Source organism: Microbispora sp. ATCC PTA-5024 (assembly GCF_000511135.2).
In the GTDB taxonomy this organism is placed as follows: Bacteria; Actinomycetota; Actinomycetes; order Streptosporangiales; family Streptosporangiaceae; genus Microbispora; species Microbispora corallina.
On sequence record NZ_KI866522.1, the window covers coordinates 312,480 to 338,861 of the forward strand.

Annotated in this window: 32 protein-coding genes; 12 read left to right on the forward strand and 20 right to left on the reverse strand. The window is 72.9% G+C overall.

What is annotated here, in order from left to right:
• The 6 genes from MPTA5024_RS41720 to MPTA5024_RS01405 form a co-directional block, all read right to left on the reverse strand.
• On the reverse strand, window positions 1–890 hold an 890-nt coding region (locus tag MPTA5024_RS41720), incomplete at its 3' end, for a DUF6185 family protein (protein ID WP_036318904.1).
• Between the two features lie 139 nt (window positions 891–1,029).
• Window positions 1,030–1,593, reverse strand: a complete 564-nt coding sequence (locus MPTA5024_RS01385) for a TrmH family RNA methyltransferase (protein WP_036318907.1) — start codon at window positions 1,591–1,593, stop codon at window positions 1,030–1,032.
• Between the two features lie 7 nt (window positions 1,594–1,600).
• Entirely contained in the window at window positions 1,601–2,242 is a 642-nt protein-coding gene (locus MPTA5024_RS01390) for a class I SAM-dependent methyltransferase (protein WP_051457585.1), read from the reverse strand.
• Between the two features lie 50 nt (window positions 2,243–2,292).
• Window positions 2,293–3,240: a VWA domain-containing protein gene (locus MPTA5024_RS01395; protein ID WP_036318909.1), complete on the reverse strand. Its 948-nt coding sequence runs from the start codon at window positions 3,238–3,240 to the stop codon at window positions 2,293–2,295.
• Window positions 3,237–4,163 (reverse strand): DUF58 domain-containing protein, encoded by a 927-nt coding sequence (locus tag MPTA5024_RS01400; protein ID WP_036318910.1) that lies wholly within the window; start codon window positions 4,161–4,163, stop codon window positions 3,237–3,239. The genes MPTA5024_RS01395 and MPTA5024_RS01400 overlap by 4 nt, the downstream gene beginning before the upstream one ends.
• A gap of 55 nt (window positions 4,164–4,218) precedes the next feature.
• Entirely contained in the window at window positions 4,219–5,271 is a 1,053-nt protein-coding gene (locus MPTA5024_RS01405; RefSeq protein WP_084369360.1) for an AAA family ATPase, read from the reverse strand.
• Window positions 5,272–5,377: 106 nt separating this feature from the next.
• Between MPTA5024_RS01405 and MPTA5024_RS01410 the strand changes: the two genes are divergently transcribed.
• Complete coding sequence (locus MPTA5024_RS01410; RefSeq protein ID WP_036318912.1) at window positions 5,378–6,133, forward strand: hypothetical protein; 756 nt, start codon at window positions 5,378–5,380, stop codon at window positions 6,131–6,133.
• A gap of 8 nt (window positions 6,134–6,141) precedes the next feature.
• Here the strand turns inward: MPTA5024_RS01410 and MPTA5024_RS01415 are convergent, their stop codons facing one another.
• Entirely contained in the window at window positions 6,142–7,446 is a 1,305-nt protein-coding gene (locus MPTA5024_RS01415; protein ID WP_036318914.1) for an alpha-amylase family protein, read from the reverse strand.
• 207 nt (window positions 7,447–7,653) lie between these two features.
• Here MPTA5024_RS01415 and MPTA5024_RS01420 point away from each other — a divergent pair, with 207 nt between their 5' ends.
• The 3 genes from MPTA5024_RS01420 (at window position 7,654) to MPTA5024_RS01430 (ending at window position 9,927) form a co-directional block, all read left to right on the forward strand.
• Window positions 7,654–8,121 carry a MarR family winged helix-turn-helix transcriptional regulator gene (locus MPTA5024_RS01420; protein WP_036318916.1) on the forward strand — a complete coding sequence of 156 codons (468 nt, stop codon included), beginning with the start codon at window positions 7,654–7,656 and terminating at the stop codon, window positions 8,119–8,121.
• 69 nt (window positions 8,122–8,190) lie between these two features.
• Window positions 8,191–9,066 (forward strand): DUF2268 domain-containing protein, encoded by an 876-nt coding sequence (locus MPTA5024_RS01425; RefSeq protein ID WP_036318918.1) that lies wholly within the window; start codon window positions 8,191–8,193, stop codon window positions 9,064–9,066.
• 93 nt (window positions 9,067–9,159) lie between these two features.
• Entirely contained in the window at window positions 9,160–9,927 is a 768-nt protein-coding gene (locus MPTA5024_RS01430) for a TSUP family transporter (RefSeq protein ID WP_036318920.1), read from the forward strand.
• 4 nt (window positions 9,928–9,931) lie between these two features.
• Here MPTA5024_RS01430 and MPTA5024_RS01435 read toward each other — a convergent pair whose 3' ends face one another.
• Both MPTA5024_RS01435 and MPTA5024_RS01440 read right to left on the reverse strand, forming a co-directional pair.
• On the reverse strand, window positions 9,932–11,149 hold the full coding sequence (locus MPTA5024_RS01435) for an MFS transporter (protein WP_051457586.1): 1,218 nt from the start codon (window positions 11,147–11,149) through the stop codon (window positions 9,932–9,934).
• A gap of 110 nt (window positions 11,150–11,259) precedes the next feature.
• Window positions 11,260–12,024: a DeoR/GlpR family DNA-binding transcription regulator gene (locus MPTA5024_RS01440; RefSeq protein WP_036318922.1), complete on the reverse strand. Its 765-nt coding sequence runs from the start codon at window positions 12,022–12,024 to the stop codon at window positions 11,260–11,262.
• A 72-nt stretch (window positions 12,025–12,096) separates the two neighbouring features.
• Between MPTA5024_RS01440 and MPTA5024_RS01445 the strand changes: the two genes are divergently transcribed.
• Complete coding sequence (locus tag MPTA5024_RS01445) at window positions 12,097–13,095, forward strand: helix-turn-helix transcriptional regulator (RefSeq protein ID WP_051457587.1); 999 nt, start codon at window positions 12,097–12,099, stop codon at window positions 13,093–13,095.
• A 68-nt stretch (window positions 13,096–13,163) separates the two neighbouring features.
• Here MPTA5024_RS01445 and MPTA5024_RS01450 read toward each other — a convergent pair whose 3' ends face one another.
• Window positions 13,164–14,180: an aldo/keto reductase gene (locus MPTA5024_RS01450; protein ID WP_036318924.1), complete on the reverse strand. Its 1,017-nt coding sequence runs from the start codon at window positions 14,178–14,180 to the stop codon at window positions 13,164–13,166.
• Window positions 14,181–14,365: 185 nt separating this feature from the next.
• Here MPTA5024_RS01450 and MPTA5024_RS01455 point away from each other — a divergent pair, with 185 nt between their 5' ends.
• Both MPTA5024_RS01455 and MPTA5024_RS01460 read left to right on the forward strand, forming a co-directional pair.
• Window positions 14,366–14,536 carry a hypothetical protein gene (locus MPTA5024_RS01455; RefSeq protein WP_157099243.1) on the forward strand — a complete coding sequence of 57 codons (171 nt, stop codon included), beginning with the start codon at window positions 14,366–14,368 and terminating at the stop codon, window positions 14,534–14,536.
• Window positions 14,533–15,279, forward strand: coding sequence for an alpha/beta fold hydrolase (locus MPTA5024_RS01460; RefSeq protein ID WP_036318930.1), 747 nt, complete (start codon window positions 14,533–14,535; stop codon window positions 15,277–15,279). The genes MPTA5024_RS01455 and MPTA5024_RS01460 overlap by 4 nt, the downstream gene beginning before the upstream one ends.
• 100 nt (window positions 15,280–15,379) lie before the next feature.
• Here the strand turns inward: MPTA5024_RS01460 and MPTA5024_RS01465 are convergent, their stop codons facing one another.
• Both MPTA5024_RS01465 and MPTA5024_RS01470 read right to left on the reverse strand, forming a co-directional pair.
• On the reverse strand, window positions 15,380–16,357 hold the full coding sequence (locus MPTA5024_RS01465; RefSeq protein WP_036318932.1) for an aldo/keto reductase: 978 nt from the start codon (window positions 16,355–16,357) through the stop codon (window positions 15,380–15,382).
• Window positions 16,354–16,728, reverse strand: coding sequence for a MerR family transcriptional regulator (locus MPTA5024_RS01470; protein ID WP_036318934.1), 375 nt, complete (start codon window positions 16,726–16,728; stop codon window positions 16,354–16,356). Before MPTA5024_RS01470 ends, MPTA5024_RS01465 begins: the two co-directional genes overlap by 4 nt.
• A 115-nt stretch (window positions 16,729–16,843) precedes the next feature.
• Between MPTA5024_RS01470 and MPTA5024_RS01475 the strand changes: the two genes are divergently transcribed.
• Window positions 16,844–17,323, forward strand: a complete 480-nt coding sequence (locus MPTA5024_RS01475) for a pyridoxamine 5'-phosphate oxidase family protein (protein ID WP_036318937.1) — start codon at window positions 16,844–16,846, stop codon at window positions 17,321–17,323.
• Between the two features lie 5 nt (window positions 17,324–17,328).
• On the opposite strand, the gene MPTA5024_RS01480 is transcribed toward MPTA5024_RS01475, so the two are convergent.
• Together MPTA5024_RS01480 and MPTA5024_RS01485 are read right to left on the reverse strand one after the other, a co-directional pair.
• Entirely contained in the window at window positions 17,329–18,459 is a 1,131-nt protein-coding gene (locus tag MPTA5024_RS01480) for a sensor histidine kinase (RefSeq protein WP_036318938.1), read from the reverse strand.
• On the reverse strand, window positions 18,452–19,147 hold the full coding sequence (locus MPTA5024_RS01485) for a response regulator transcription factor (RefSeq protein ID WP_036318939.1): 696 nt from the start codon (window positions 19,145–19,147) through the stop codon (window positions 18,452–18,454). The genes MPTA5024_RS01480 and MPTA5024_RS01485 overlap by 8 nt, the downstream gene beginning before the upstream one ends.
• An 87-nt stretch (window positions 19,148–19,234) precedes the next feature.
• On the opposite strand from MPTA5024_RS01485, the gene MPTA5024_RS01490 reads away from it, so the two are divergent.
• Entirely contained in the window at window positions 19,235–19,930 is a 696-nt protein-coding gene (locus MPTA5024_RS01490; protein WP_036318941.1) for a M15 family metallopeptidase, read from the forward strand.
• The gene (locus MPTA5024_RS01495) at window positions 19,927–21,000 is read left to right on the forward strand and encodes an endonuclease/exonuclease/phosphatase family protein (RefSeq protein WP_084369361.1); all 1,074 of its coding nucleotides are present in this window, start codon (window positions 19,927–19,929) and stop codon (window positions 20,998–21,000) included. Before MPTA5024_RS01490 ends, MPTA5024_RS01495 begins: the two co-directional genes overlap by 4 nt.
• Window positions 21,001–21,015: 15 nt before the next feature.
• On the opposite strand, the gene MPTA5024_RS01500 is transcribed toward MPTA5024_RS01495, so the two are convergent.
• The 4 genes from MPTA5024_RS01500 to MPTA5024_RS01515 all read right to left on the reverse strand — a co-directional run bounded on the left by MPTA5024_RS01500 (window position 21,016) and on the right by MPTA5024_RS01515 (window position 23,422).
• A complete protein-coding gene (locus MPTA5024_RS01500; protein WP_051457988.1) occupies window positions 21,016–22,038 on the reverse strand; it encodes a sigma-70 family RNA polymerase sigma factor in 1,023 nt (340 codons plus the stop codon).
• 29 nt (window positions 22,039–22,067) lie between these two features.
• Window positions 22,068–22,256: a hypothetical protein gene (locus tag MPTA5024_RS01505; protein WP_036318943.1), complete on the reverse strand. Its 189-nt coding sequence runs from the start codon at window positions 22,254–22,256 to the stop codon at window positions 22,068–22,070.
• Between the two features lie 76 nt (window positions 22,257–22,332).
• The gene (locus tag MPTA5024_RS01510) at window positions 22,333–23,070 is read right to left on the reverse strand and encodes a DUF899 domain-containing protein (RefSeq protein ID WP_051457589.1); all 738 of its coding nucleotides are present in this window, start codon (window positions 23,068–23,070) and stop codon (window positions 22,333–22,335) included.
• A gap of 28 nt (window positions 23,071–23,098) precedes the next feature.
• Window positions 23,099–23,422, reverse strand: a complete 324-nt coding sequence (locus MPTA5024_RS01515; RefSeq protein ID WP_198166902.1) for a hypothetical protein — start codon at window positions 23,420–23,422, stop codon at window positions 23,099–23,101.
• A 188-nt stretch (window positions 23,423–23,610) separates the two neighbouring features.
• On the opposite strand from MPTA5024_RS01515, the gene MPTA5024_RS01520 reads away from it, so the two are divergent.
• On the forward strand, window positions 23,611–23,961 hold the full coding sequence (locus tag MPTA5024_RS01520) for a YciI family protein (RefSeq protein WP_036322762.1): 351 nt from the start codon (window positions 23,611–23,613) through the stop codon (window positions 23,959–23,961).
• A 77-nt stretch (window positions 23,962–24,038) separates the two neighbouring features.
• Here the strand turns inward: MPTA5024_RS01520 and MPTA5024_RS01525 are convergent, their stop codons facing one another.
• Window positions 24,039–24,812 (reverse strand): SDR family NAD(P)-dependent oxidoreductase, encoded by a 774-nt coding sequence (locus tag MPTA5024_RS01525; protein WP_036318945.1) that lies wholly within the window; start codon window positions 24,810–24,812, stop codon window positions 24,039–24,041.
• Window positions 24,813–24,930: 118 nt separating this feature from the next.
• Window positions 24,931–25,464 (reverse strand): MarR family winged helix-turn-helix transcriptional regulator, encoded by a 534-nt coding sequence (locus MPTA5024_RS01530; RefSeq protein WP_232326108.1) that lies wholly within the window; start codon window positions 25,462–25,464, stop codon window positions 24,931–24,933.
• A 110-nt stretch (window positions 25,465–25,574) separates the two neighbouring features.
• On the opposite strand from MPTA5024_RS01530, the gene MPTA5024_RS01535 reads away from it, so the two are divergent.
• A partial coding sequence (locus tag MPTA5024_RS01535; RefSeq protein WP_036318946.1) for an efflux RND transporter permease subunit occupies window positions 25,575–26,382 on the forward strand: 808 nt, incomplete at its 3' end.

Genomic DNA, 26,382 nt, shown 5'->3' on the forward strand with positions numbered 1-26,382 from the left:
AGGCAGAGCGCCGCCGCGACGGTGAGCTGGGCCGCCAGGTCGAGCACGCCGAGGACGCCGGCCAGGAAGAACGTGCCGGTGAGCACGCCCGCCAGCAGGATGGTGGCCGTCGCGAGGATCAGGCCGAGCGCCCCCAGGGTGATCCTGATCAGGCGGCGCTCGCCGGTGTCCCGCGACCGCCGGTGGAGCGCGGCGAGCAGCCCCGCCGGCAGCAGGTACGGCAGCGCGAAGGCCAGGTACGTCGCGATCGCGCCCACCGACGGGCCCTGGAGCCGCACCCAGCGCTGGAACGCCGACCTGTCCGACATCCGCAGGGCGATCTCGACCCGCGGAGGCGTGGCGCCGTCCCGCCAGACGTAGGTCTGACCGGGCAGCGCCGCCGACGGCAGGGGCGCGACCCGCCGTACGGAGAACTCGGGCGCCCGGAAGGTCACCGCCCGCCAGGTCGCGTGGGCCAGCGCGGGCGGCGGGTCCCCCGCCGAGGGCAGCAGCGCGACGAACCGGGTCCAGCCCGACACCCGGCCGCCCCACAGGCCCGCCGCCTCGGCGCCCCAGAGGGAGTCGGACACGTCCAGGGCCGTCTCCTCGGTGCTCTGCACGACGACCTCCGCGCCGTCGCCCGAGATGGTGGCCGCGGCCGACGACGGGCGGCCGCCGGCGAAAAGGCAGCCGTAGGCGTCGTCGCCGGACGCGTCGGCGAGGAGACCGGCCGCGCCCGGCCAGTCGCGCGGGACGCCGATCCGGGTGGTGCTCCTCAGCCGCGTGCTGTCGTACCCGCGCTCGGACACGGCCGCCGACGTCTCCACCCAGGCGTAGCGGGGAGGCGGCTGGGCGCACCCGGAGCCGTCCGCGGCGGCCGGAGGGAGCCGGAACACCAGGACGACGAGCACGATCCCCGCAACACTCCCCGCAACAGCCGCAAGCCGCCGCACAACCGACCTCCCCGGAGTCGAACGGTCCCCAAGGATGAGTCGGGCGAAAGTGGCTTTTGGTTACAAGGAGTCAGGAGAGCCGTCCGGGGCGCGGGTGTCACCCCTCCCGCGGCCCCGGCAGGGACGCCCACTCCCGGCGCCGCGTCTCGGCCATCGCGATCGCGGCGGCGACCGCCACGTTCACCGACCCGACCCGGCCGACCTGCGGGATGTACGCGACGGCGTCGGCCGCCTCCAGCGAGGCGGGGGAGCAGCCGTGGTCCTCGCTCCCCAGCAGCAGGCACACGTCGCCGTCCAGCTTCGCCTCGTGCAGCGGCGCGGCGTCGCCGGTGAGCTCGACCGCCACCACCCGGAAGCCGTCCTCCCGGGCGGCCCGCACGGCCTCGGCGACCGGGACCGGCTCGTGCCACTCGACCAGCCGGTCGGTGCCGAGCGCGATCTTCTGCGCCTTGGGGTTGGTCGGCGGGGTGGCGTTGCCCGCCAGCCAGATCGTGTCGGCGCCGAACGCGGCCGCCGTGCGGAAGATCGACCCGATGTTGAAGGGGCCCGTCACCGACTCCAGGATCAGCCCGAGGCGGCCCTCGGTGGCGCGGCGCCAGGTGCGGTTGAGCCGCTTGACGTCGGTCGGCCGCAGCTGCCTGCGGGGGTTCGGGGTGGTCATCGTTCGCTCACCGTTCTCCGTCGCGCTCGGGAATGCCGTCGTGGATGCCGTCCCCGGGCGGGGCGTCGACGCGCAGGACCCGGTAGGCGGCGCGTGAGGCGACCCGGGAGGTGGGGTGGCCCTGGTCGCCGAGCCAGCGCTGGAGCGAGTCGGAGCCGAGGTGCTTCTGCACCACCAGGTAGGCGGAGCCGCCGGGGGCGAGCCTGCCCAGCCAGCGGCTCAGCATCTCGTGCAGGGCCGCCTTGCCGATCCGGATGGCCGGGTTCGACCAGATGGCGCGGAACCGCACCCCGTCGGGCACCTCGTCCACGTGCACCGGCCTTACTTTGTCAAGGCCGGCGCTTGCGGCGTTCCGCGCGCACAGCTCCAGCGAGCGGCGGTTGACGTCGACGGCCCAGACGGTCGCGCCGGGCGCCCTCGTCGCCATGGTCAGCGCGATCGGCCCGTAGCCGCAGCCCAGGTCGAGCAGGTCGCCCTCCGCCGGGGGCGCCGGGACCGTCTCCAGCAGCACCCGCGTGCCCGGGTCGACCCGCTCGGGGGAGAACACACCCCGGTCGGTCTCCAGGCGCAGGTGCAGATCCGGGAGGACCAGGCTGACCGTGCCCGGCCGGCTGGCCGCCTGGGGACGCTCCTCGAAGTAATGGGCCACGTGCCCAAACGTACCAACGACGTGGCCCTGTGATCGCCGGGCGGCGGGCGTCAGGGGATCCGGGAGCCGAGCAGCATGGCGGCCCCCGCCAGCAGCAGGCCCGCCACGACCGCCGCGATGATGAACCGCTGGGTGATCTCCTCGTGCACGACCTTGTAGCCGAGCGAGGTGCCGATCTGCGCGTAGACGTCGCGGAGCTCGCTGCCCGACTCCGCCGTGTACGCCCGGCCGCCGGTCCCGTCGGACAGCGACTTCAGCGTCGCCTTGTTGACCGGCACCTGGACCGACCGGTTGTCGATGGTCACGGTGCCGTCCGGCGTGCCGTACGCGATGGTGGAGACGGGCACCTTGGCGCCGACGGACGCCTCGATGGCCTCGTTCACCGAGCGGCCCGAGGTGTTGTCGCCGTCGGACAGCAGCACGATCGCGGAGGGCGGCGGGTCGGTGACGGCCCGCTGGTCGAACGACCTGATCGAGTCGAGCGAGTTGAACACCGCCTCGCCGATGGCCGTGCCGGGCCGGGTGGTCAGGTTGGAGATCGAGGTGACGACGGCCGCGTGGTCGGTCGTGGGGGAGATGACCACGGCCGCCGACCGGGCGAAGGCCACCACGCCGACGTTGAACCGCTCGGGCAGGTCGTTGACGAACTGCTGGGCCGCCTGCTTGGCCGCGATCAGCCGGGTCGGCGTGACGTCGCCCGACTCCATCGACAGCGAGACGTCCACGGCGATCATGATGGTGGCGCGGTCCCTGGGCACCCGGACCGCGTCCGCCGGCCGGGCCGCGCCGAGGACCAGCAGGGACATCATCAGCAGGAACAGCACGGCCGGGACGTGCCGCCGCCAGGCCGGCCGCTCGGGCGCGACCAGCGACAGCAGCGCCAGGTTGGTGAAGCGAACGGTGTAGCGGCGCCGGGTGAACTGCATCGCCACGTACGCCGCGGTCAGGGCGGCGACGAGGACGAACAGCCACAGCCAGCCGGGAGACAGAAAGGTCACGATCCCGCCCCTCTGGTGGCGGCCATGCGGCGCATGAGGTGGGAGGCGCGCCGCTGCCGGAGGACGAACTGGGCGATGTCGACGACCCAGTCCTGGTCGGTGCGCAGGACCAGGTGGGCCGCGCCGGCGCGGCGCAGGGCGAGCTCGTTGGCCTCCCGCTGGGCGGCGGCGGCCTCGGCGTACCGGGTACGGAGCCGGGGGGACAGGTAGACGTCGCGGGAGCGGCCGGTCTCGGGGTCGGCGAGCGTGACGAGGCCGACGTCGGGGAGTTCGAGCTCGCGGGGGTCGATCACCTCGATCGCGAGCACCTGGTGCCGGGCGGCCATGCGGCGCAGGGGGCGCTCCCAGGTGCCGGGGTCGTCGAGGAAGTCGGACACGACGACCCGCAGCCCGCGCTTGCGGTGGGCGGAGCTCATCATCTCCAGGGCCGGGCCGAGCTCGGCCGAGCCCTGCGGAGCCGGAGGGGCGGCGAGCAGCGACTGCAGCAGCGCGAACAGCGCGGGCCGGCCCGGCCGCGCGGGGTAGCGGTGCACGTCGTCGCCGTGCAGGATGTACGCCCCGAACCGGTCGCCGACGCGGCTGGTCAGGAAGCCGATCGCGCCGACCGCCGAGATCACCAGGTCGCGCTTGGCCATGTCGGCGGTGCCGAAGTCCATGCTGGCCGACAGGTCGGCCAGCGCCCAGGTCTCCAGCTCCCGGTCGGCGATGAGGTCCCGCACGTGGGGGACGGTCGTGCGGGCCGTCACCGCCCAGTCCATCCGCCGGACGTCGTCCTCCCCGGGCACGTAGAGGCGGGTGTCGCCCAGCTCGCTGCCCGGGCCGGGGATCAGGCCCTGGTGGCGGCCCTGGAGCAGCCCGTCGAGCCGCCGGACCACGGTCAGCTCCAGGCGCCGCAGCGCCTGCTCGGGGGTCGCGCCGCTCACCGGTCCCTCACCCCGTCTCCCCCGTCCCGGTCCGCCGTCCCGGACCGTCGCGCCGTCACCGCTGGCCCTGGTTCCACACGACCAGCGGCGGCGGCACGGCCTGGAGGATCTGGCGCACGACCTCGCCGGCGTCCACGTCGTCGGCGAGCGCGTCGAAGGTCAGCATCAGGCGGTGCGACATCACGTCGGTCGCGACGTCGCGGACGTCCTCGGGCAGCAGGTAGTCGCGCCCCCGCAGCAGGGCGAGGGCCCGCCCGGCCGAGATCAGGCCCAGGGTGGCGCGCGGGCTCACGCCGACCTCGATGGTCTCCTCCAGGTCCCGCAGGCCGTACTCGCGGGGGTTGCGGGTGGCCATGACCAGCCGTACGACGTAGTCGGCGACGAGCTGGTGGACCGACACCTCCTCGGCCATGTCCTGCAGCCGCAGCAGCCGCGCCGGGTCGAGCACGGGCTTGGGCACCGGCGGCCGGACGCTCATGCGGTGGAGGATCTCCAGCTCCTCGTGGGCCGTGGGGTGCTCCACCCGCACCTTGAACAGGAAGCGGTCGCGCTGCACCTCGGGCAGCGGGTAGACCCCCTCGGACTCGATCGGGTTCTGCGTGGCCAGCACGATGAACGGCCGCGGCAGCGGGTGGGTGCGGCCCGCGAGCGTGACCTGCCGCTCGGCCATCACCTCGAGCAGCGCCGACTGCACCTTGGCCGGGGCCCGGTTGATCTCGTCGGCGAGCAGGAAGTTGACGAACACCGGCCCCAGCTCGATGTCGAACCGTTCGCTGCTCGGGTGGTAGACCCGGGTGCCGACGATGTCGCTGGGCACCAGGTCGGGGGTGAACTGGACGCGGGCGAACGTGCCGCCCACGACCGTGGCGAGGGTCGAGGCGGCGAGCGTCTTGGCCACGCCGGGAACCCCTTCGAGGAGGCAGTGCCCGCGCGCCAGCAGCGCCACCAGCAGCCGCTCCACCATGTGGTCCTGGCCGACGATCACACGCCGGACCTCGCCCAGCGCCTCCTGGAGCGTCTCGAGCTCCAGGCCGTCCTCGCCGGTCTTCTCGTTCGTCGCCACGCCCTTGCCGGGCTCCGGGTCACTGCGTTCATCGGCAACGGTCATGAGCGTTATTCAATCGTGACTCGGCTGGAGAATCCATTTCTCAACCATTTGCCCGCCCGGCCGCGTGCCACACCCCGCTCGCCGTCGTGTGTTTTCATGTGGGGTGATGGCCACTCCGCTGCAGTACGGCGACCCGCCCCACCTGGGGCCGTTCGTGCTGCAGGCGCGCCTGCTCACGGCCCCGGCCGGGCTCGTCTACCTGGGGCAGGGTCCCGATGGCCGGGTGGTGTCGGTGGCGGTCCTGACCAGCGGGGCCGCGCTCGACGCGGCGGCCCGCGACCGCTTCGTCACCGCGATCAGGGAGGCCCAGCAGAGCCGCTCGGGCGTGTGGGCCTGGGGGGCGTCGATCGTCGACCGGGTCCGCGGCCGCGCACCGGTGGAGCGCCCCCCGGTCCTCGCCATGCAGGACGGGGAGGCCCCCTGGGTGGCGGTGCCGTACGTGCCGGGCGGGCCGGGGGCCGAGCGGTTCCTCGACCCGGTGATGGTCTCGGGCACGCTGATCGGGCAGCGTCACGGCCCCGACTTCGTGCCCCACTGGCTGGGCGACCGCAACCCGGCGCTGCCTGCGCCGCCCGCCCCGGCCCCGCCGCCGGTCGCGACCCGGCGGTCGGTCGTGCTCGCCTCGACTCTGCTGGCCACGCTGGTGGTGGTGCTGCTGGTGATGCTGTGGCTGATGCTGTTCCGGGGGGACGAGGACCAGTTGCCGCCGCGGCCGCTGCCCGCGACGAACTTCGTGCCCACGCCGCCGCCCGTGCCCACGACGCCCGAGCCCCAGCAGCCGTCCCCGACGCCGTCTCAGGGCGGCACCGGCAGCCAGACCCCCGCCCCCGAGGACCAGGAGGACTCGGGCGAGCCCATCTGACCCTCCGGTCAGCGTTTGTGGACGAGCACGGTCCAGGAGTGCGGCGGGACCAGGGCGGGGTCGGCCGTGGCCGGTCCCTCGGCGACCGTGAGGTGGGAGACGCCGACGGGGAACCGGTAGGGCGTGTCGTGGATGTTGAGCAGCGTGAGGACCTCGCCCGCGCCGTCGCCGGCCGACCGGAGGGCGAGGGCCCGGCCGGCGACGTGGACGGCCTCCGTACGGGCCCGGACCAGCCAGGGGTTCCGGCGCCGCGCCCCGATGAGGCGCTGGTGGAGGCGGTAGGCCGGCCACCCGTGCGGCGCGAGGTCCCCGGGGGCGGCGGGGAACGCCGGCCGGACCGCGTCGTCGCCGCCCGCCCGTTCCTCCTTCACCCCGCGGAACGCCTGCTCGTCGCCGTAGTAGACGCTCGGGACGCCGCCCACCGTCATCAGTACGGCGAGGGCGTGGCCCAGGTGGCGGGGGTCGCCGAGGCGGCTCGCCAGGCGGGTCACGTCGTGGTTGCCCGCGAAGGTCATCGGGGCGAACGTCTCCAGGAACCCGTTGTGCCGGTCGAGCGCCCAGGCCAGCTCGAAGAAGTTGCCGTCGTTCAGGGAGCTCCAGATCGCCTTCCACAGCTCGTACTGGGTGACGGAGTCGAGCCCGCCCTCCCTGACGTAGGCCGTGTAGTCGCCGTGGATCACCTCGCCCGAGAACCAGGCGTCCGGGTGCGCCCGCCGCACCCGGGTCAGGGCCTCGCGCCAGAAGGGGAGCGGCACCGCGTACGCTGCGTCGAGCCGCCAGCCGGACGCGCCCCGCCCCAGCCAGTGGTCCATCACGGAGACGACGTGATCGAGGACGGCCGGTTCGCCGTGGTTGAGCGCGACCAGGTGATCGTGCCCCTCGAACGTGGCGAAGCCCCCCGCCCCCGTCCCGGGCCGGAACCAGCGGGCCGCGGGCGAGCCGGGCCCGTCGGCGGCGGCCCTGGCGAAGGCCGGGAAGCCGCGGCCCACGTGGTTGAACACCCCGTCGAGCAGCAGCCGAAGGCCCCGGCGGCGGGCCTGCGCCACAAGGTGGTCGAAGTCGCCGTCGTCGCCGAGCCGGGGGTCGATCCGGAAGTGGTCGACCGTGTCGTACCCGTGGGTCTGCGAGGCGAAGATCGGGCCGAGGAGCAGGCCCGAGCAGCCGAGGCCGACCGCGTAGTCCAGCCAGGCGTCCAGGTGGCGCAGCCGGTGCCGGACCGGCTCGCCCGGGGGAGGCGCGACGGCCGGGGCTCCGGTGAAGCCCAGCGGGTACACCTGCCACCAGATCGCGTGGTCGTGCCACGTCCCGCCCATCGCGCGCTCCCCTCATCGGCCGTTGTCCTGGTGCCCTGCCCCGCGCGGACGGCGTGGTGCCCGGCGCTCGCGGTGCCGTCCGCTGTGCCGGAGACGCCGCCACCTTCCTCCACCTGCTCAACCCTAAGCAGTGCGTACGATACCAACACGAGACAGGCGGGAATCACGTGCTCGCGCCCGAATAATGATAAGCGATAGCGTAGGAATATGACGGACGACGGGCTGAGCGCGACGGCGGCGGGGCTGCGCAGGGCGTCCACCCGGCTGGCCAGGCGGCTGCGGGCGGAGCGGCCCGTTCACGCCGTGAGCGGCCTCGGGATCTCGCTGCTCGGGCACCTGTACCGCCGAGGGCCGATGACGGCGGGCGAGCTCGCCGAGGCGGAACGGCTGCAGCCGCAGTCGCTGACCCGGGCGCTGGCGGCCCTGGAGAGCGGGGGGCTGATCGTCCGGTCGCGCCCTCCGGGCGACCGGCGTCGTCACCACATCGGCATCACCGAGGCCGGTGCCCGGGCCCTCGGCGATCACGTCCGTGAGGTGGACGACTGGCTGGCCCGGGAGATGGCCCGCACGCTCACCCCGGCCGAGTGCCGCATGCTGCGCATCGCCGCCGACCTGCTCGACCGCGTCCTCGACGAGGCCGGCCCCGCCGCTTCCGGCCGTCGCGGCGGCGAGTGAGCGAGCGGCCCGGCCGTACAGGAAAAACCGGTTGAGCCTCACCCTGCGTGAGCTTTTAGGGTCGCCGCCATGGACATCATCGTGCACGACACCGCCGCGGCCCTCGATCGCCTGCTCGCCGAGCCGCTCGAACGGCGCCCCGGCGCGCTGAAGGAGCTCATCGGCCCGATGTGGGGGCCGGCGCGGTGGACGGAGGGGGCCGACCTCGTCGACCTGCACCACCGGGGCGGCGGCATGCGCGTCGACCGGGACGACGACCGCTACGCCGCGGCGCTGCGCCGCATGCGGGAGGCGGGCCTCTGGGAGCAGGTCGCCGCACGCCTCGCCGAGGCCTGGGCGTACCAGCGGGAGGCGGTCCCCGGCATCAGGGCGGCCGGCACGCTGAACGTGTACATCATGCTCGGCGACCCCGACAACGACCACCTGGTGGTGCGGAACCGGGGCTACTTCGGCATGGGCGGCGTCCCCGGCATCCTCTACCTGCTCATCTGGCCCACCGAGGAGAACCTGGGCCGCCTGGGCCACTGCGCCGTCCACGAGCTCAACCACAACATCCGCTACCACAACGTCGTCTGGGACCCGGCCACGGTCACGCTCGGCGAGCACATCGTCTCCGAGGGGCTCGCCGACGCCTTCGTCCGGGAGATGTACGGCCCGGAGGCGCTGGGCCACTGGGCGACGGCCGTCCAGGGCGAGGCGCTGGACGCGGCCTACGCCACGATCGTGAAGGCGCTGGGGCTGACCGGGATGCACAACTTCACGGCGTACGTGCTCGGGGACGGCACGGCCGAGCTGATGGGGCAGACGCCGGTCGGCCTGCCCGACAACGCGGGGTACCCGGTCGGGCTGCGGATCGTCGACGCGCACCTCGCCGCCTCCGGCCTGACCGCGGCCCGGAGCATCGCGCTGTCGCGGGAGGAGATCCTGGCCAACGCCGGGCTGTGAGCCGTGGCGGCCGCCAGATGGTGAGCCATGAGGCCCCGGTAGTCTCGGTGCGCGTTTTCCGCACAATTGTCGGCAATCGGGGGGTCGTGCCGCATGCAGGCCGGTCAGATCACGCTCCTGCTTCTCGCGGCACTGGCCGCCGGCTGGGTGGACGCCGTCGTCGGCGGCGGAGGTCTGCTCCAGTTGCCGGCGCTGATCCTGGCCGGGCTGAGCCCGGTCCAGGCCCTGGCGACCAACAAGTCCGCGGCCATCTTCGGCACGGCCTCCGCCGCCGTGACGTACGCCAGGAGGACGAAGTTCGACCGGGCGGTGGCGGTGCCGGCGGGCGCGCTGGCCGTGGTCTTCGCCGGAGTGGGAGCGGCGTCGGCGGCCCTGCTGGACGCGGCGGTGCTGAAGCCGCTGGTCATGGTCGTGCTGCTGGGGGTGGCGGCGTTCGTGACGCTGCGGCCGGCGTTCGGCCGGATCCCCCGGCCCCACCTGCGGACCGGGGCGCGGGTGCTGTCGGCGGTCGGGGTCGCGGGTGTCGGCATCGCCTTCTACGACGGGATCCTCGGCCCCGGGACCGGGACGTTCCTGCTGATCGCGTTCACCTCGATCCTCGGGATGGACTTCGTCCACGCGTCGGCGACCGCCAAGGTCATCAACACCGGCACCAACCTCGGCGCGCTGATCGTCTTCGCCCTCCAGGGCCATGTGATGTGGACGCTCGGGCTGGGCATGGCGGTGTGCAACATCGCCGGAGCCCAGATCGGGGCCCGGATGGCGATCCGGCGAGGCGCGGGCTTCGTCCGGGTCGTCCTGCTGTGCGTGGTGGTCGCGCTGGTCGTCAAGCTCGCCTACGACCAGTTCCTCGCGGCGTGACGCTCTACGCCGCGCCCTCGGAGACCGGCGCCTCCCGGGCGGCGGGGTCGGGGGAGGGCGACCGGAGCGCCGGCGCCGCTAGGGCCACGAACAGCGCGAGCACGGCGGGCACGAACAACGCGCGGGGGAGCGTCACCAGCTCGGCCAGGCCGCCGATGATGACGGGCCCGGCGAGGAACCCGGTGTACCCGAGGCTCGCCACGGCGGCCAGCGCCCGCCCCGACTGCGCCTGGTCGCGGTGCCCGGCGGCGGAGAAGACCTGCGGGATGATGCACGACAGCCCGGCCCCGAACAGGCCGAACCCCGCCACACCCGCCACCGGGTGGCCGGCCAGCAGCGACACCGCGAGCCCGGCGCCGGCCAGCCCGCCGCACCAGCGGACCAGCGCCACCCGGCCCAGCCGGGCCGCGAGCCGGTCGCCGGCGAAGCGTCCCGCGGTCATCATGACGGAGAACGCGGCGTAGGCGGCCGCGGCGAAGGCGGGGGAGGAGCCCAGGTCCTCCCGCAGGTAGACCGAGCTCCAGTCGGCCGAGGCGCCCTCGCCCACCAGGCAGCAGAACGCGAGGACCCCGAGGAACAGCACGCCGCCGCCGAGCCTGCGCCGTCCCGGCCGTTCGCCGTCCGCGTGCGCGGTCGCCGTCCCCGCATGGTCCCGTACGGCCCAGCGCGCGCTGAGCAGGGAGATCACCAGGATCAGCGCGCCGACGGAGGCGAAGGTGACGGCCGGTCCCAGCCTCGCGTGCGCGAACAGCCCGCCTGCCGAGGCCCCGGCGAAGCCGCCCACGCTGTACAGGGCGTGGAACGACGACATGATCGGCCTGTTGTACGCGCGTTCGACGACGACCGCGTTGGCGTTCATCGCCACGTCCAGCGTCCCGTGGACCGACCCGAACACGAACAGGGCCAGCGCGAGCGTCGCGAGGTTCGGCATGAACGCCGGGAGGACGAGCACCAGCCCCTGCGCGACCGCCATCGGGACCATCGTGCGGTAGCTGCCGTACCGGTCGACGAGGCGGCCGACGACTTGCATGCCGGTGATGGCCCCGGCGGCGATGCCCAGCAGGCCGAGGCTCAGCTGGCCGTCGGTGAGGCGGAGGTCGGCCTTGATCGCCGGGATGCGGGCCGTCCAGGTGCCGATGGCCATCCCGGCCAGCAGGAACAGGCCGTAGACGGCCACGCGGGCGCGGGCCAGGGAGGGGTGGGAGGGGGCGGGCAGAGCCATGACGCGTGCTCCAAGGGGTAGGGCCGGCGAGCCGGGGGCTCGCGGCCTCGGGCGTACGCTCTCCGGCGGACGGATCCCGTGCCGCGTGAGGCGGCCGGTGACGGTGCGGCTCAGGCGGTGACGGTGCGGACGGCGACGCCGGCGGCGGCGAGGGCGTCGCTCTGGTCCTGGGGGACGCCCTCGTCGGTGACCACGAGGTCGAGCCGGTCGAGGGAGCAGACCGCGCCGAACGCCGTACGGCTGAACTTCCCGGAGTCGCAGGCGACGATGACGCGGCGGGCCGAGGCGATGGCGGCCTGCTTGATGGCCACCTCGGGCAGGTCGTGCGCGGTGAGGCCGTGCTCGGCGGTGAGGCCGCAGCACCCGATGACCGCCGTGTCGAAGCGCAGGGACCGGATTGAGGTCTCGGTAAGCGGCCCGACGAAGTTCATCTCGCCGTGCCGGACCTCGCCGCCCGGCAGGACCAGGCGGACCCGCGGCGCGGCGGCCAGCTCCTGCGCCGCCTGGAGTGCGAGCGGCAGCACGGTCAGCCGCCGGTCCCGTACGGCGCGGGCGACCTCGAGCACGGTGGTGCCGCCGTCGAGGAGCACGGCCTCGCCGTCCGCGAGCAGGGCCGCGACCTCGGCGCCGATCCGCCGTTTCGCCTCGACCGCCTCACGCTCGCGGACGCCGAACGGAGGCTCCTCGCCGCGCAGCAGCAGGCTGAGCGCGCCGCCGCGGACGCGCCGCACGACGCCCTGCTGGGCGAGCTCGTCCAGGTCGCGGCGGATGGTCATCTCGGACACGCCGTACGTCGCGGCGAGCTCGGCGACCGAGACGCTGTCGGCGGTGCGCAGCGCGTTCATGATGGCCCGGATACGATCGGCACTCTCCATGTGTGCAATTGAACATGCCGTGTGTGCGGAACGCAAGTAAATCTACAATGTAAAGGTGGCAGACTGGAGCGCATGCGCGCGAGCCGGTTGCTGTCCCTGTTGCTGCTGCTCCAGACCCGCGGCAGGATGACGGCCTCCGAGATCGCCGACGAGCTGGAGGTGTCGATCCGCACCGTGTATCGGGACGTGGAGGCGCTGTCGGCCGCGGGCGTCCCCGTGTACGCCGACCGCGGGCCGCTCGGGGGCTACCAGCTGCTCGACGGGTACCGGACCCGGTTGAACGGGCTGAGCGCGGAGGAGGCGTCGTCGCTGTTCCTGGCCGGTCTGCCGGGCCCGGCGGCGGAGCTGGGGCTGGCGGACCTCGCCGCCACCGCGGAGCTGAAGCTGCTGGCCGCGCTGCCTCCGGAGCCCCGCTCGCACGCCGCCCGGATGCGGGAGCGGTTCCACCTCGACGTCCCGGGCTGGTACCGGGGCAACGACGAGGTGCCGCACCTGATGGAGGTGGCCGAGGCGGTCTGGGAGGACCGGGTGGTCCGGCTGCGGTACCGGCGGTGGGGCCCGGCCGAGGTGGAGCGGCTGATCCACCCGTACGGGCTGATCCTCAAGGGCGGCTCGTGGTACCTGGCCGCCGCGTGCGACGGCAGCGTGCGGACCTACCGGGTCAGCCGGATCGTCGAGGCCCGGGTGCTCGACGAACGCTTCGAACGGCCCGCCGACTTCGACCTCGTGGCGTTCTGGCAGCGGTTCGCGGCCGACTTCGCCTCGCGGCTGTACACAGCGGAGGCCGTCGTCCTGCTCACGCCCGGGATCCTGGACCTGGCCCGGTACACGCTCGGGACGGACGTCGTGGACAAGGCCCTGGCCGACGGCGTGACCGAGCCCGACGGACGGATCCGGATCACGCTGCCGATCGAGTCGGTCAACCACGGCCGCTGGCAGCTCCTGCGGCTGGGCGCCGCCGTCGAGGTGCTGGAGCCGCCCGAGCTGCGGGCGCTGATGACCGAGGCGATCGCCGAGCTGTCGCGCCTGTACGGCGTGGGCCCCCCGCCGGCCGGGGACGCGACGGAGTGATCGCCGCCCTGCGCCTCACGCGCGGGCTGTCCGGTGGCCTCACGCGCCGGGGGCGCCGTGCGATGGGGTCAGCGGCCGTCGAGGCGGGCGGAGGCCTCGCCGAAGACCCAGCCCTCCGTCTGGGCGATGAAGTCGGACGGGAAGCCGAGGGCGAAACCGGTGGCGTCCTCCAGGCGGCGGACCGCGTCCTCCGGGAGCCGGCAGTCCAGGGCGCCGAGATTGTCCTTGAGCTGCTCGACGGTCCGGGCCCCGATGATCGGGGCGACGGCCCGGGAGCGCGCCCTGGTCCAGGCGATGGCGACCTGCGAGCACGTCACGCCCAGCTCGTCGGCGACCTCCTGCACGGCGCGCGCCACCGCGTGGTCGCGCTCGCTCAGCGACGCGGCGTCGACCCGGGTGCCGGATCCGGCTCCGCCGGGACGGGTGTACTTGCCCGACAGCACCCCGCTCGCCAGCGGCCCCCACGCGGCGACGGTCATGCCGAACGCCTCGGCCATGGGCAGGAGCTCGCGCTCGATGTCGCGGTTGAGCAGGTTGTAGGGCACCTGCAGGCCGGCGAACGGCGTCCAGCCGCGCCACTCGGCGAGCGTGTTGGCCCGGGAGACGATCCAGGCGGGGGCGTCGGAGATGCCGACGTACAGGACCTTGCCCGAGCGCACCGCGTCGTCCAGGGCCCGCATGGTCTCCTCGACCGGGGTGTGCCGGTCCCACAGGTGCACCCAGTAGAGGTCGACGTAGTCGGTCCGCAGCCGCCGGAGGCTGGTCTCCAGCGACAGCGTGAGGTTCTTGCGGTGGTTGCCGGCGGCGTTGGGGTCGGCGGCGTCGCGGGAGACGGTGTACTTCGTGGCCAGCACGAACCGGTCGCGGCGGCCCTCCAGGAGCTCCCCGACGATCTCCTCGCTCGCCCCTCCGCGGTAGTTGATCGCGGTGTCGACCACGTTGCCGCCGGCCTCGGCGTACGCGTCGAGCATGCGGCGGCACTCGTCCGGGGGCGCGCCCACGCCGCCCTGCTCGCCGAACGTCATCGCGCCCAGGAAGAACTCCGAGACGCGCAGCCCGGTGGGCCCCAGCAGCCGATATCGCATGACGGTCCTCCCGGCGGTTGGGAGGTCGGGTCCTGACCGACCTCCGATGAAGATCGTGCGCCGCCCATCCTTCCCGCTGCCCCGGCCCCGGGCAAGCGCGGGACGCCGGCCTGTGGACAACGGCGGCCTCCGCCGGGACGGCCTCCGGACAAACCTGTTGCGTCTCCGCAGGCGAGATGGGAACGATGACGGTCGTGTTCCTCATCGCCTTCGCCGGAACGTGCCCGCTCCTCGCCATGTCGCTGTGGCGGGCCGGGGCGGTGCTCGGCCGGCCGTCCGTCCCGCGGTGGCCGGACCGGGTCAGCGGCATGATCCTGATCGGGCTCGGTGTGCGGACGGCGGTGGAGGCGCGATGACGATCCGGTACGAGACAGCGGGGAACGGCGACGCGGTGGTGCTGCTGCACTCGGCCGTCGCTGACGGGCGGATGTGGGACCCGCAGTGGGGTGCGCTCGCGGAGCGGTTCCTCGTGGTGCGGCCTGACTTCCGCGGCTACGGGCGGACGCCGTTCGCCGCGTACGGGCCCTACTCCGACGCGGAGGACGTGGCGGACATGCTGGCGGCCCTCGGCCGGCGCCGGGTCGCGCTCGTGGGCGCCTCCTACGGCGGGCGGGTGGCGCTGGAGCTGGCGACCGGGCATCCCGGCCTGGTGTCCCGGCTGGTGCTGCTGAACGCGGGCTGCGGGCTGCCGGCGACGCCGGACCTGGCGGCGTTCGCCGCGGAGGAGGACCGGCTCCTGGAGGCCGGCGACATCGGGGGAGCGGTGGAGCTGAACGTCCGGACGTGGCTGGGCCCGGAGGCGGACGCCACGGCGAGGGAGAAGGTGCGGGTCATGCAGCGCCACGCCTTCGAGGTGCAACTGGCCGCCGACCCGAGGCCTGAGGCGACCCGTCCGGACATCGATCTGGCGTCGGTCACGGCGCCGGCGCTCGTCGTGGCGGGCGGCCGCGACCTGCCGTACTTCCGGGAGACGGCCCGGCACATCGCCGCGGAGGTGCCGGACGCGACGCTCGTCGAGCTGGAGTGGGCGGGGCATCTGCCGAGCATGGAGCGACCGGACGAGATCACCGCGCTGCTCCTGGACGCCCTCACGGCCTGATCTACATTGTAAAGGCGCCGGGTCGGTGAAGCCATCCCCAACGACATGAAAGGCACCGCCCCGGCCGGACAGGCCGGGGCGGTGCGCGCGTCGGGCGGGATCAGTGGTTGAGGGACCGCATGCCCTCGGCGTTGTACCGTTCGCCCGCGACCTGGGCGGCGAGCCCGTCGAGGACCGTGATCTGCTCGGCGGTGAGCCGGATCTCGCTGGCGCCGGCGTTCTCCTCCAGGCGGGCGACCCGCTTGGTGCCGGGGATGGGGACGACGTCCTCGCCCCGGGCGATGACCCACGCGAGCGCCACCTGGGCGGGGGTGGCGCCGATCGAGCGGGCGACGTCGCCGACCTGGGCGGCCAGCGACTGGTTCACGGCGAAGTTGTCGCCCTGCCAGCGCGGGTTGTGGCGGCGGAAGTCGTCGCCGCTGAGGTTCTCGTTGCCGGTGTAGGCGCCGGTGAGGATGCCGCGGCCGAGGGGGCTGTAGGCGACCAGCCCGATGCCCAGCTCCCGGAACGCGGGCAGCACCTCGTCCTCGATCCCGCGGGTGAACAGGGAGTACTCGTACTGTCCGGCGGTGATCGGGTGGACGGCGTGGGCGCTGCGGACCGTGGCGGCCGAGGCCTCGGAGATGCCGAGGTGGCGGACCTTGCCGGTCTCGACGAGCTCCTTGAGCGCGCCCCAGGTCTCCTCGACGGGGACGGCGGGGTCGACGCGGTGCTGGTAGTAGAGGTCGATGTGGTCGACGCCGAGCCGCTCCAGTGAGGCGTCGCAGGCGCGGCGCACGTAGTCGGGCCGTCCGTTGACCCCGACGCGGGTGCCGTCGGGCAGGCGCTCGATGCCGAACTTGGTCGCCAGGACGACCTCGTCGCGGCGGCCGGCGATGGCCTTGCCGACGAGCCGCTCGTTGGTGAACGGGCCGTACATGTCGGCCGTGTCGAGGAAGGTGACGCCGAGGTCGAGCGCGCGGTGGATCGTCGCGATCGACTCGGCCTCGTCGCCGGGGCCGTAGAAATCGCTCATGCCCATGCACCCGAGGCCCAGGGCCGCGGTGCGCAGTCCCTGGCCGAGCGTGTGGTGCCTCATGAGTCCCCCATCAGCTTGTCGTAGACGTTGATCTTGTAATCGACGAGGGCCAGATCGTCCTTGAGCTGCTCGATCTTGCGGAGCACCTCGGCGCGGTGGGCCTCCAGCAGCTCCTTGCGGGCCGCGTAGGTGTCCTCGCCGCGCCGGGCGAGCTCGGCGTAGCGGCGCATGCCGGCGATGGACATGCCGGTGGCGCGCAGGCGGGTGAGCAGCCGGATCCAGTCGGCGTCGCGCTCGGTGTAGCGGCGGTGGCCGTTGCCGCCGCGGTCGGGCGGCTCCCGCAGGAGACCGGCGCGTTCGTAGTAGCGGAGCGTGTGGGCGGTGAGCCCGGTGCGCTCCGCGACCTGAGCGATCGTCATCCCCTCGTCCATGGAGACCAGTCTGTGAGTTGGAGCGCGCTCCAAGTCAAGCGGACCCCTCGGCCGACGCCGGCCTCCGTGGACACCTCGTCTGGGAATTGTCGGTGGGGGGCGGCACGATGGCGCCATGGCTTCCTGGCAGGAGTTCGAGAAGGAGATCCCCGATCTGGCCGCCCGCGTGGTGGCCTCGATGGGGAAGGGCAGGCACAAGACGATGGCGACCCTCCGCGCCGACGGCTCGCCCCGCATCAGCGGCACGGAGGTGGAGTTCAAGGACGGCGAGGTGTGGATCGGCTCGATGCCGGGCGCGGTCAAGGCGCTCGACCTGCGCCGGGACGGCCGGGTCGCGATCCACAGCCCGTCGGACGATCCCGACGACGCGAACCCGGGGGCGTGGAGCGGCGACGCCAAGCTGTCCGGCCGGGCCGTCGAGGTCGACGATGCGGCGGTGCTGCAGGCCTACGGCGGCCCGCCCGGGCAGGAGTTCCACCTGTTCCGGATCGACGTGTCGGAGGTGGTGTTCACCCGGGTGGACGAGGAGGGCGAGCACCTGGTCGTCGACATGTGGCACGAGGGCAGGGGCCGCCGGGTCGTCCGCCGAAAGTGACGCCTTCAGACCGGGGATCGCGACCGGCCGGCGGCCGATCGCGGGGGGAGGGCGCCGGGGTGCGGGGCTGTGGCGGGGAGTTCCACGGTGATGCGGATCCCGCCGGTGGGGCGCGGGGTGAGGGTGAGCGTTCCGTCGTGTGCCTGGGTGATGGTTTTGACGATCGCCAGGCCGAGGCCGACGCCTGCGTGGTCGGTGTGGATGCGCTCGGTGCCGCGCTGGAACGGCTCGGTGAGCGTCGAGATCAGCTCTGGGGTGAGCTTCTCGCCGGTGTTCTCGACGGTGAGCACCGCGGTCGTGGGGCGGGCGCGGGTGTTCACCCACACGGCGCCCTGCTCGGGCAGGTTGTGGACGATCGCGTTCTGCACGAGGTTCGTGGTCAGCTGCAGCAGGAGCGCCTGCGAGCCGATGGCGGGGGTGATGTCACCGGAGGTCTCGATGGTGACGCCGCGCTTTTCCGCCAGGGGGAGGAGCGTCTCGGCGGCCTCTTCCGCCAGGAGGGACAGGTCGACGTGTTCCCGGGTGAACGACCGCCGGTCGGCGCGGCTGAGCACGAGCAGTGCCTCGGTGAGGTCGATCGCCCGTGTGTTGACGGCGTGGAGGCGTTCGATGACCTCGCCGGTGTCGTGGTTCGGGTCGGTGCGGGCCACGTCGAGAAGCGCCTTCGAGATCGCCAGCGGGGTGCGCAGCTCGTGAGAGGCGTTGGCCGCGAATCTCCGGTGTTCGGCGACGTGTGCTTCGAGCCGCTCGAGCATGCTGTCGAAGACGTCGGCGAGTGCGCGGAACTCGTCCGTGCGGCCCGGCAGCCGGATTCGGTGGGAGAGTGATCCGGTCGTGGCCATGCGGGTGGCGTCGGTGATGCGGGTCAGCGGGGCGAGCATCCGGCCGGCGAGGATCCACCCTCCGGTGAGGCCGAACATGAGCAGGAAGACCAGCACCGCGCCCGCGGCCGACGCGAAGTCGTGCAGGAGGGTCGAGCGGACCAGCACTCCTCCGGGGACACTGGTGTAGGCGGGCAGGTGGCGCAGGACGAAGATCCATATCGCTGCGAGCAGCAGGAAGCCGGCGAGCATGAGGAATCCGGCGTAGCTGAGGGTGAGTTTGAGGCGAACGCTCAGCCCGGGAGCCCTATGCACGGTCTCCTCCCTCGGGTCCTGCCTCCGGTTGGGTGTCGATGCGGTAGCCGACGCCGGGAACGGTGGCGATGATCCAGGGTTCGCCGAGACGCTTGCGCAGCGCCGAGACCGTGATGCGCACGGCGTTGGTGAACGGGTCGGCGTTCTCGTCCCACGCCCGTTCCAGGAGTTCTTCGGCGCCGACGACACCGCCTTCGGCGGCGACGAGGACGTCGAGCACGGCGAACTGCTTCCTGGTCAGCGCGACGTAGCGGCCGTCCCGGTAGACCTCCCTGCGGAACGGGTCCAGCCGCAGGCCGGCGATCTCCCGCACCGGCGGCCTGTTGTGGGCGCGTCTGCGGTCGAGTGCTCTGAGCCTGACGACGAGCTCGCGCAGCTCGAAGGGCTTGGTCAGGTAGTCGTCGGCGCCGAGTTCGAACCCGGTGACCTTGTCGTCGAGCCTGTCGGCGGCGGTGAGCATGAGGATCGGCATGCCGCTGCCGGAGGCGACGACGCGTTCGGCGATCTCGTCGCCGGACGGCCCGGGGATGTCGCGGTCGAGGACGGCGATGTCGTAGGAGTTGACGCTCAGCAGTTCCAGAGCGGTGTCGCCGTCGCCCGCGATGTCGGACGCGATCGCCTCCAGGCGCAGACCGGCGCGGATGGCGTCCGCGAGAAAGGGTTCGTCCTCGACGATCAGCACACGCATGCGACCGATGCTACGGGGCGGCGCATATCGCCGGCGTATCGGAAATTCCATACGTGCCGGCAACGCCACGCCGCCTTCACTGGCGGCATGTCGCAGATACCGGCCTCGACGCGGAAAGCGTCCCGGAAGAATCACTGGATTCTCGGCGTCGGCCTGATATTCGTCATCGCGATGATCGGCGCGGCCTTTGGCTGCCAGGCGCGGAATTCCCCGCCCTCCTCGGCCGCGTCGTGGTCATTCCCACCGGCGTCGCCCTCGAAGGTTCCCCGTGGTGGGCTGCGTGGTTCTCCAGGCAAGAAAGATCCGCGCAGTGAACACCGTGGTCCGGTCGGCGAGGCCGACGGTGTCGTCCCCGACGGTGTCACGGTTTTCGACGACGCGATTCCGGCCGTGGCCAACCTGAATCCCGATCTCCTCGACGCGCTCCGCCGGGCCGCGACCGACGCCGCCGATGAAGAAATCACGTTCTACGTCAACAGCGGCTGGCGTTCTCCGGCGTACCAGAATCAGCTTCTTCGCGAAGCGGTCTCCACGTACGGCTCAGAGAAAGAGGCCGCCCGATGGGTGGCGACCGCGGCGACCTCGTTTCATGTGAAAGGAGAGGCGGTCGACATCGGGCACCCCGACGCCGCGGCGTGGCTGTCGGAACACGGGGCCGCGTACGGGCTGTGCCAGATCTACCGGAACGAGGCCTGGCACTACGAACTGCGCCCCGAAGCGATCGATCACGGCTGCCCGCCCATGTACGCCGACCCCACCCAGGACCCCAGGATGCGGAGGTGACCGACGTGCGAGGACAGGCGATGGCGGACCGGGCGGAGTCCGGGCGGGGCGGCGCCGGCTGCCGGACCGCGGGAGTGCGCCGGGCGCCCCTGATCGGCTCCCGGCCGCAGCCCTGGAGACGTGGCCTGGTGCTCGCAGCGACGGCGTTGCTGCTGGGCCTGCTCATGCTGCTGCACGCGAAGATCCCGAACCGGCCCGGGAACCTCGGCAGCCTGGTGGAGACCTTCCTGCCGTGGTCAGGCCTGGGCATCGCGGTGCTGCTGGCCGGGGCGCTGCGGCGCCGCTCGGCCGCCGCGGCGGCCGCGCTGCTGCTGCCGGTCGTGGTGTGGGTGCACCTGTTCGGCGGGCGGCTCACCGACAAGTCCCACCCGGGCGCCGACCTCATCGTGGCCGGCCACAACGTCGGCGCCGCCACCCCCGGCCCCGCCGGCACCGCCCGCGACCTGGCCGCCTCCGGGGCGGACGTGCTGGGGCTGGAGGAGCTCACCCCGCAGGCCACGGGCACGTACGAGAAGGAGCTGGCGAAGACCTACCCCTACCACGTGGTGCTGGGCACGGTCGGGCTGTGGAGCAGGCTGCCGCTGTCGGACCCCCGGCCGATCGACGTCATGAACTACGGGCCGCTGGCGCAGACCCTGCCGGCCGGCGAGAAGGCGGCCCCCAACCGGGCGCTGCGCGCCACGGTGACGACGAACCGCGGGCCGCTGACGGTGTACGTGGCCCACCTGGGTTCCGTACGGGTGAACCCCAGGGCGGGCTTCTGGACGGCCTCGCGGAACATCGGCGTGCAGGCGCTCGGCGCGGCCGTCGCCGCCGAGAAGAACCCGCGGGTGGTGCTGCTCGGCGACCTGAACGGCACCGTGGACGACCGCGCGCTCGCCGGTATCACCGCACAGCTGCGCTCGGCCCAGGACGCGGCCGGGGACGGTTTCGGCTTCACCTGGCCGGCGTCCTTCCCCGTGGTGCGGGCCGACGAGATCCTGGTCCGCGGCGTGGAGCCGGACAGCTCGTGGGTGCTGCCCGCCACCGGCAGCGACCACCTGCCGGTGGCGGCCGGGATCAGCTGGTGAACACGGCGCCAGAACCTACGCAGACCCCTCGAGGGCCGTCGGCAGCCCGCACAGCGCGAACAGGCCGGCGTCGAGGAACGCGACGACCCGGGCGACGCCGGCGGCGGTGACGGTGAGGACCTGTAGGGCGTGCGCGCGGTACACGCCGTCGCCGCCGCGGGAGTAGGACCCGAACGCGGGCTGCCCGTTCACGCTGGTGAGGACCATCCGCTGCTCGCCTGCGGCCAGGACCCGGCCCCTGAGGAACCGGATCACCGTCTCCCGCCCCGCGTACCAGGTCGGGATCGGCGGCATCTCCCAGACCGCGTCGTCGGTCAGCACCCCGGCCAGCACGCGGACGTCGGCGTTCTCGAACGCCGCGGCGTACCGGTCGAGCAGCGCCCGCCGGGCCGGGTCGGCGGGTTCTGCGATCGCGTCCTGGGTGGGCGCGATCCGGTTGAGCTGGGCCCGGGCGCGCTGCAGCGCGCTGTTGACCGCGGCGGGCGTGGTGCCGAGCAGGTCGGCCACCTCGCTCGCCCGCCAGGCCAGGGCGTCGCGCAGGATCAGCACCGCCCGCTGCCGGCCGGACAGGTACTGCAACGCCGCGACGAAGCCCAGCCGCATGGTCTGCCTCGCCTCGGCGACGGCGGCGGGATCGGGCGGGGCCGATCCGAACAGCGCGTCGGGGGCGGGTTGCAGCCACGGCACCTCCGCGGAGCCGGGGCGCGGCGGCTCGTCCGGGTGGTCGCTCGGGCTGCCCAGGCCCGACGGCAGCGGGCGCCGGCCGTTGCCCTCCAGCGCCTTGAGGCACGCCCGGGTCGCGATCCGGTACATCCAGGTGCGCATCGAGGAGCGCCCCTCGAAGCGGGCGTAGCCGCGCCACGCCTGCAGGTAGGTCTCCTGGAGCACGTCCTCGGCGTCGTGGATCGACCCGAGCATGCGGTAGCAGTACGCGAGCAGTTCGCGCCGGAACGGCTCGCTCCGCCGGACGAACTCCTCGTCCTCCTCGTGGGGCGTGCCGGGCCGCGTGGGCGCCGGCGGGTGCGCCGTCCGCGTCATGGTCGTCATGGTCGTCATGGTCCTTTCACTCATCCCATCGGCCAGAACATCGTGGCCATCGCCGCCGCCATGAGAGCGTGCGCCACATGGGAGATCCTTTCCGCGGCGCCGGGCGCCGCCCCACCTGAGCCGGGCCGCACTCCGCGGATCAGGAACCACACCGCCGCGCCCGTGAGCACGAGGATGAGCATCCAGCTCAGGGCCGGGGACTCGATCATTCCAGGACTCCCGTGGTCGAGACGGACGGGTGACGCCCCCTGGAGAGGCGTCACCCGGGGTGCCGTCGGGGTCTGCTCAGTGATGGTGGGCGTGGTGGGAATGGTCCGCCCCGCCGTCGTAGGTGTCGTGGTAGGGGAACTCGCTGACGTGGCGCCGCCGGCCCAGAGGGGTCAGGTCGAGGTAGTGGTAGGTGCTGAGCATGAGCTCCGCGCCCCGGCCGTACGTCGAGTAGGTGTGGTAGACGCCGCCCTCGTCGCGGACGAAGACGCTGATGCCCTGGCCGTCGCCGTGCACCGCGTACTCCAGGCCCTGCCGTTCCAGGGTCGCCTTGTCCTTGTAGTTGTACTCCACCGGCGCGACGGCCTCGTCGTTGGTGACGTGGAAGTCGTAGTTGAAGTCGCTCCCGGCCGAGGAGTACCACGGGATGGTCCACCCCATCCGCGTCCTCCACCTCTCGATCTTGGCCAGGGGGACGCGGGAGACGAGCGCGAGTGTCGTGTCACTGGCGTGCAGGTGCTCCAGGCGGCCCACGTTGTCGACGGCGAACGAGCAGCTCGGGCAGCCGTCCTCCCACTCCTCGTTCCACATGAAGTGGTACACGAGGAGCTGACGGCGGCCCTCGAACAGGTCGGCCAGGCGGGCCGTGCCGCCCGGGCCCTCGAACACGTAGTCCTTGTCCATCCGGACCATCGGCAGCTCCTGGCGCCGCGCGGTGACGGCGTCCTGCGCCCGCATGACGTCCTTCTCCTGCTCCAGCAGCTTCAGCCGCGCCGCCAGCCACTCCTCGCGCGACGCCGTCCGTGGGAAAGCCATCGTCTTCTCCTTCTGCTCTTCGTCGGGCTCATGACCGGAACAGGCGGTAGGAACCGACCAGCGTCGCTCCGGCGCTGACCGGCGGGACGGCCATGCGACCGGCCGCGCCGTGCTGGAACTCGGCGAACGCCGCCGACCGCCGGAGCGGGTTGTCGTCCCCCTCGACCAGGGCGACGTGCACGAAGCCGACGCCGTCGGCCAGGCGGAACGCCCCGTAACGCAGCCCCTCCGGGGCCGTCTCGTTCAGCTCGCGGAACACGCGCTCCACCAGCCGCTGGTTCTCCGCCGCCGCGTCGGCGCGTGTCTCGTACCGCACCACGACCGTCTCGCCCATCTGGACGACCCTCCTCATCCGCCTGCTGTCACACCCTGCTGTCACACCGGGGAGCGGCCGCGCCGTTCCCGGTCGTCCACAGGTACAGAGGCGCCGCGCCGGAGAAATTCATCGGCCGGCCGCGAATGCTGTCGATCCGGCGGCCGTTCCATTCGTCGGGGAAGGTGGACGGGCCCATCCGGGCTCCACACGACGGGACGCGCGACATGGCGAAATATCTGGTGCTCATCTACGGCGACGAACGGGAGTGGGCGGCGATGTCCCCGCAGGAGCGGGAGGCGCTCGGCGAGGCTCACCGCGCCTTCTCCGCAGCGGCGGGGCCGGCGGTCCTCGGCACCCACGAACTGCGTCCGGCGTCCGGCGCGACGACCCTGCGCGCCGATCCCGGCGGCCGGGTCGTCATGACCGACGGGCCGTTCCTGGAGACCAAGGAGGCGGTGGGCGGCTACTACCTGATCGACGCGCCCGACCTCGACGAGGTGGTGCGGCTGGCGTCCCGGTTGTACGAGGTCTCCGCCGGGCACAGCGGGGTGGAGATCCGCCGGGTCGTGGAATGAGCTCCCGCTGACGGCCGGCGGGGCGGTGCGGGGCGCGCCCGGCCGCCTCGCGGGTGGGGGAGTGCGCCCCTCCGGGGTCAGTGGACGCTGAAGCCGCCGTCCACGTACACGGCCTGGCCCGTGACGTAGGCGGCGGCGTCGGAGGCGAGGAACACCGCGGCGCCGGCGAAGTCCTCGGGCAGGCCGTTGCGGCCGGTCATCGTCCGGGCGGCCATGGCCTCGATACGGCCGGGGACGGCCTGGGCCTGTTCGGTGAGGGGGGTGAGCACGAACCCGGGCATGATCGTGTTGCTGGTGACCCCGGCGGCCGACCACGCCTCGGCCTGGGAGCGGGTCAGGCCGGAGATGGCGGCCTTGGACGCGCCGTACACGCCGCTGTCGCCGAACGCGCTGATCGCCTGCTGCGAGGCGACGTTGATGATGCGGCCCCAGCCGCGCGCCGCCATGCGGGGACCGAAATGACCGGCGAGCAGGAACGGCGCGGTGAGGTTGACCGCGACGGTGACGTCGTAGTCGTCGGGCGTGAGCTCGGCCATCGGGCGGCGGATGTTGACGCCGGCGTCGTTGACCAGGATGTCGATGTCGCCGAAGAAGCCGGGCGCCTCGGCGCAGATGCGGGCGACGGCGGCGCGGTCGCCGAGGTCGGCGCTCACGGCGGCCGCGCGGACGCCGTAGCCGGCGAGGGAGTGGACCGCGGCCTTCAGCCGGTCCTCGTCACGGGCGACCAGCACGACGGCGGCGCCCGCGCGGCCGAGGGCCTCGGCGATCCCGTAACCGATTCCGGAGCTTCCGCCGGTGACGAGGGCGACGCGGCCGGACAGGGAGAAGAGCTGCTCGAGATAGGAGGACATGGCGCCGCAAGCTACCAGCCGCCGCCGCAGCGGCGATCGGGGTCCCCCCCCCGATACGGAATCTACAATGTAAAGCCGCCCGGTTGGTGGAAAACCAGCACACAAGCATTCAAGCCCCTCAACGGGCGGAATCGTCCTCGGCGTGCATCCGGTGCATGGCCTCCTGGATCTTACGCATGACGTCCTCCATCGTGCGGAGGGTGTCGGTGTCGAGGTGCCCGAGGAGCCTGCGGTAGCGGGTGGTGCCGGCGTCGAGGAGCTCGGCGGTGAGCCGCTGCCCGGCCTCGGTCAGCTCGACCCGGCGGATGCGCCGGTCGTTGGGGTCCTCGCGGCGGGTGGCCAGGCCCTGGGCGACGATGCGGTCCACGATTCCCGTGGTGGTGCCGAGACCGACGCCGAGGTGGCGGGCGAGCTCCTGACCGGGGGCCGAGCCCCGCATGGACAGGTACATCACGACCTTGAGCTGCTGCATCGTCAGGTTGGACGCCCACAGAGGCATCGACCGGTCGCGGGCGAAGAACCGCCCGAAGCCCCGTTGCAGCTCCGACAGCCGTGCGATGAGCCGCTCCCTCTCGTCGTCGTCGCCGGTCCGGCCTTCGGTTTCGGGGACGGCGCCCGGCTGGGCGGTGTGGTCCGCTCGACTGTCGCTCACGATCACCTCTCGTGGGGAGAGGTTACCAGTAGTTAATGATGACGCTAAATGTTCGCCCCATGCGAAGTGTTATGGTTGGCCGAACACTTACACCTATCTCAGGAGATCGCATGACCGCGCTGGCGCGGCTCAGCCTTGCCAACCGCACTCTCGTCATCATGATTGTGCTTGTGCTGGGCGCCTTCGGCGCCTTTGCGATTCCTTCACTGAAGCAGCAGCTGTTCCCCTCGCTCGAGTTCCCGATGGCGTTCGCCGTGGCGTCCTATCCGGGGGCGGCGCCGGAGATCGTGGAGGAGCAGGTCACCAAGCCTATCGAGAGCGCGTTCCAGGGTCTTCCCGGGGTGACGACCATCACCTCCACGTCCAAGGAGGGCAGCGCGCAGGTCCAGGTGGCCTACGAGTACGGCACCGACGTCGACGACGTCGTGGGCAAGATGCAGCAGGCGGTGAACCGGATCAAGCCGCAGCTGCCGGCGGACGTGGACCCGCAGATCGTGTCGGGCGGCACCGACGACATCCCGGTGATGTCCCTCGCGGTGGGCGACGCCGGCGATCCGCACGGCATGTTCGAGAAGATCGAACGGATCATGGTGCCGGAGCTGCAGGCGATCACCGGTGTGCGGGACGTCACGGTGAGCGGCGCCGGGGAGAAGCAGGTGGTCATCACCGCCGACCAGGACGAGCTGAAGAAGCGCGGGCTGTCGGCGTCCGCGATAGCGGACCTGCTGCGGTCGAACGGGGTGGCCATCCCGGCCGGGACGCTGACCGAGGACTCCCGGACGCTGACCGTGCAGACCGGCGACCAGGTCCGCAGTGTGGACGACCTGAGGAACCTGTACCTCGCACCGGCCGTTCCGGCGGCCGCGCTGGGCCAGGCGGGCGGTCAGGCAGGCCGGCAGGGCCTGCCGCAGGGGCTGG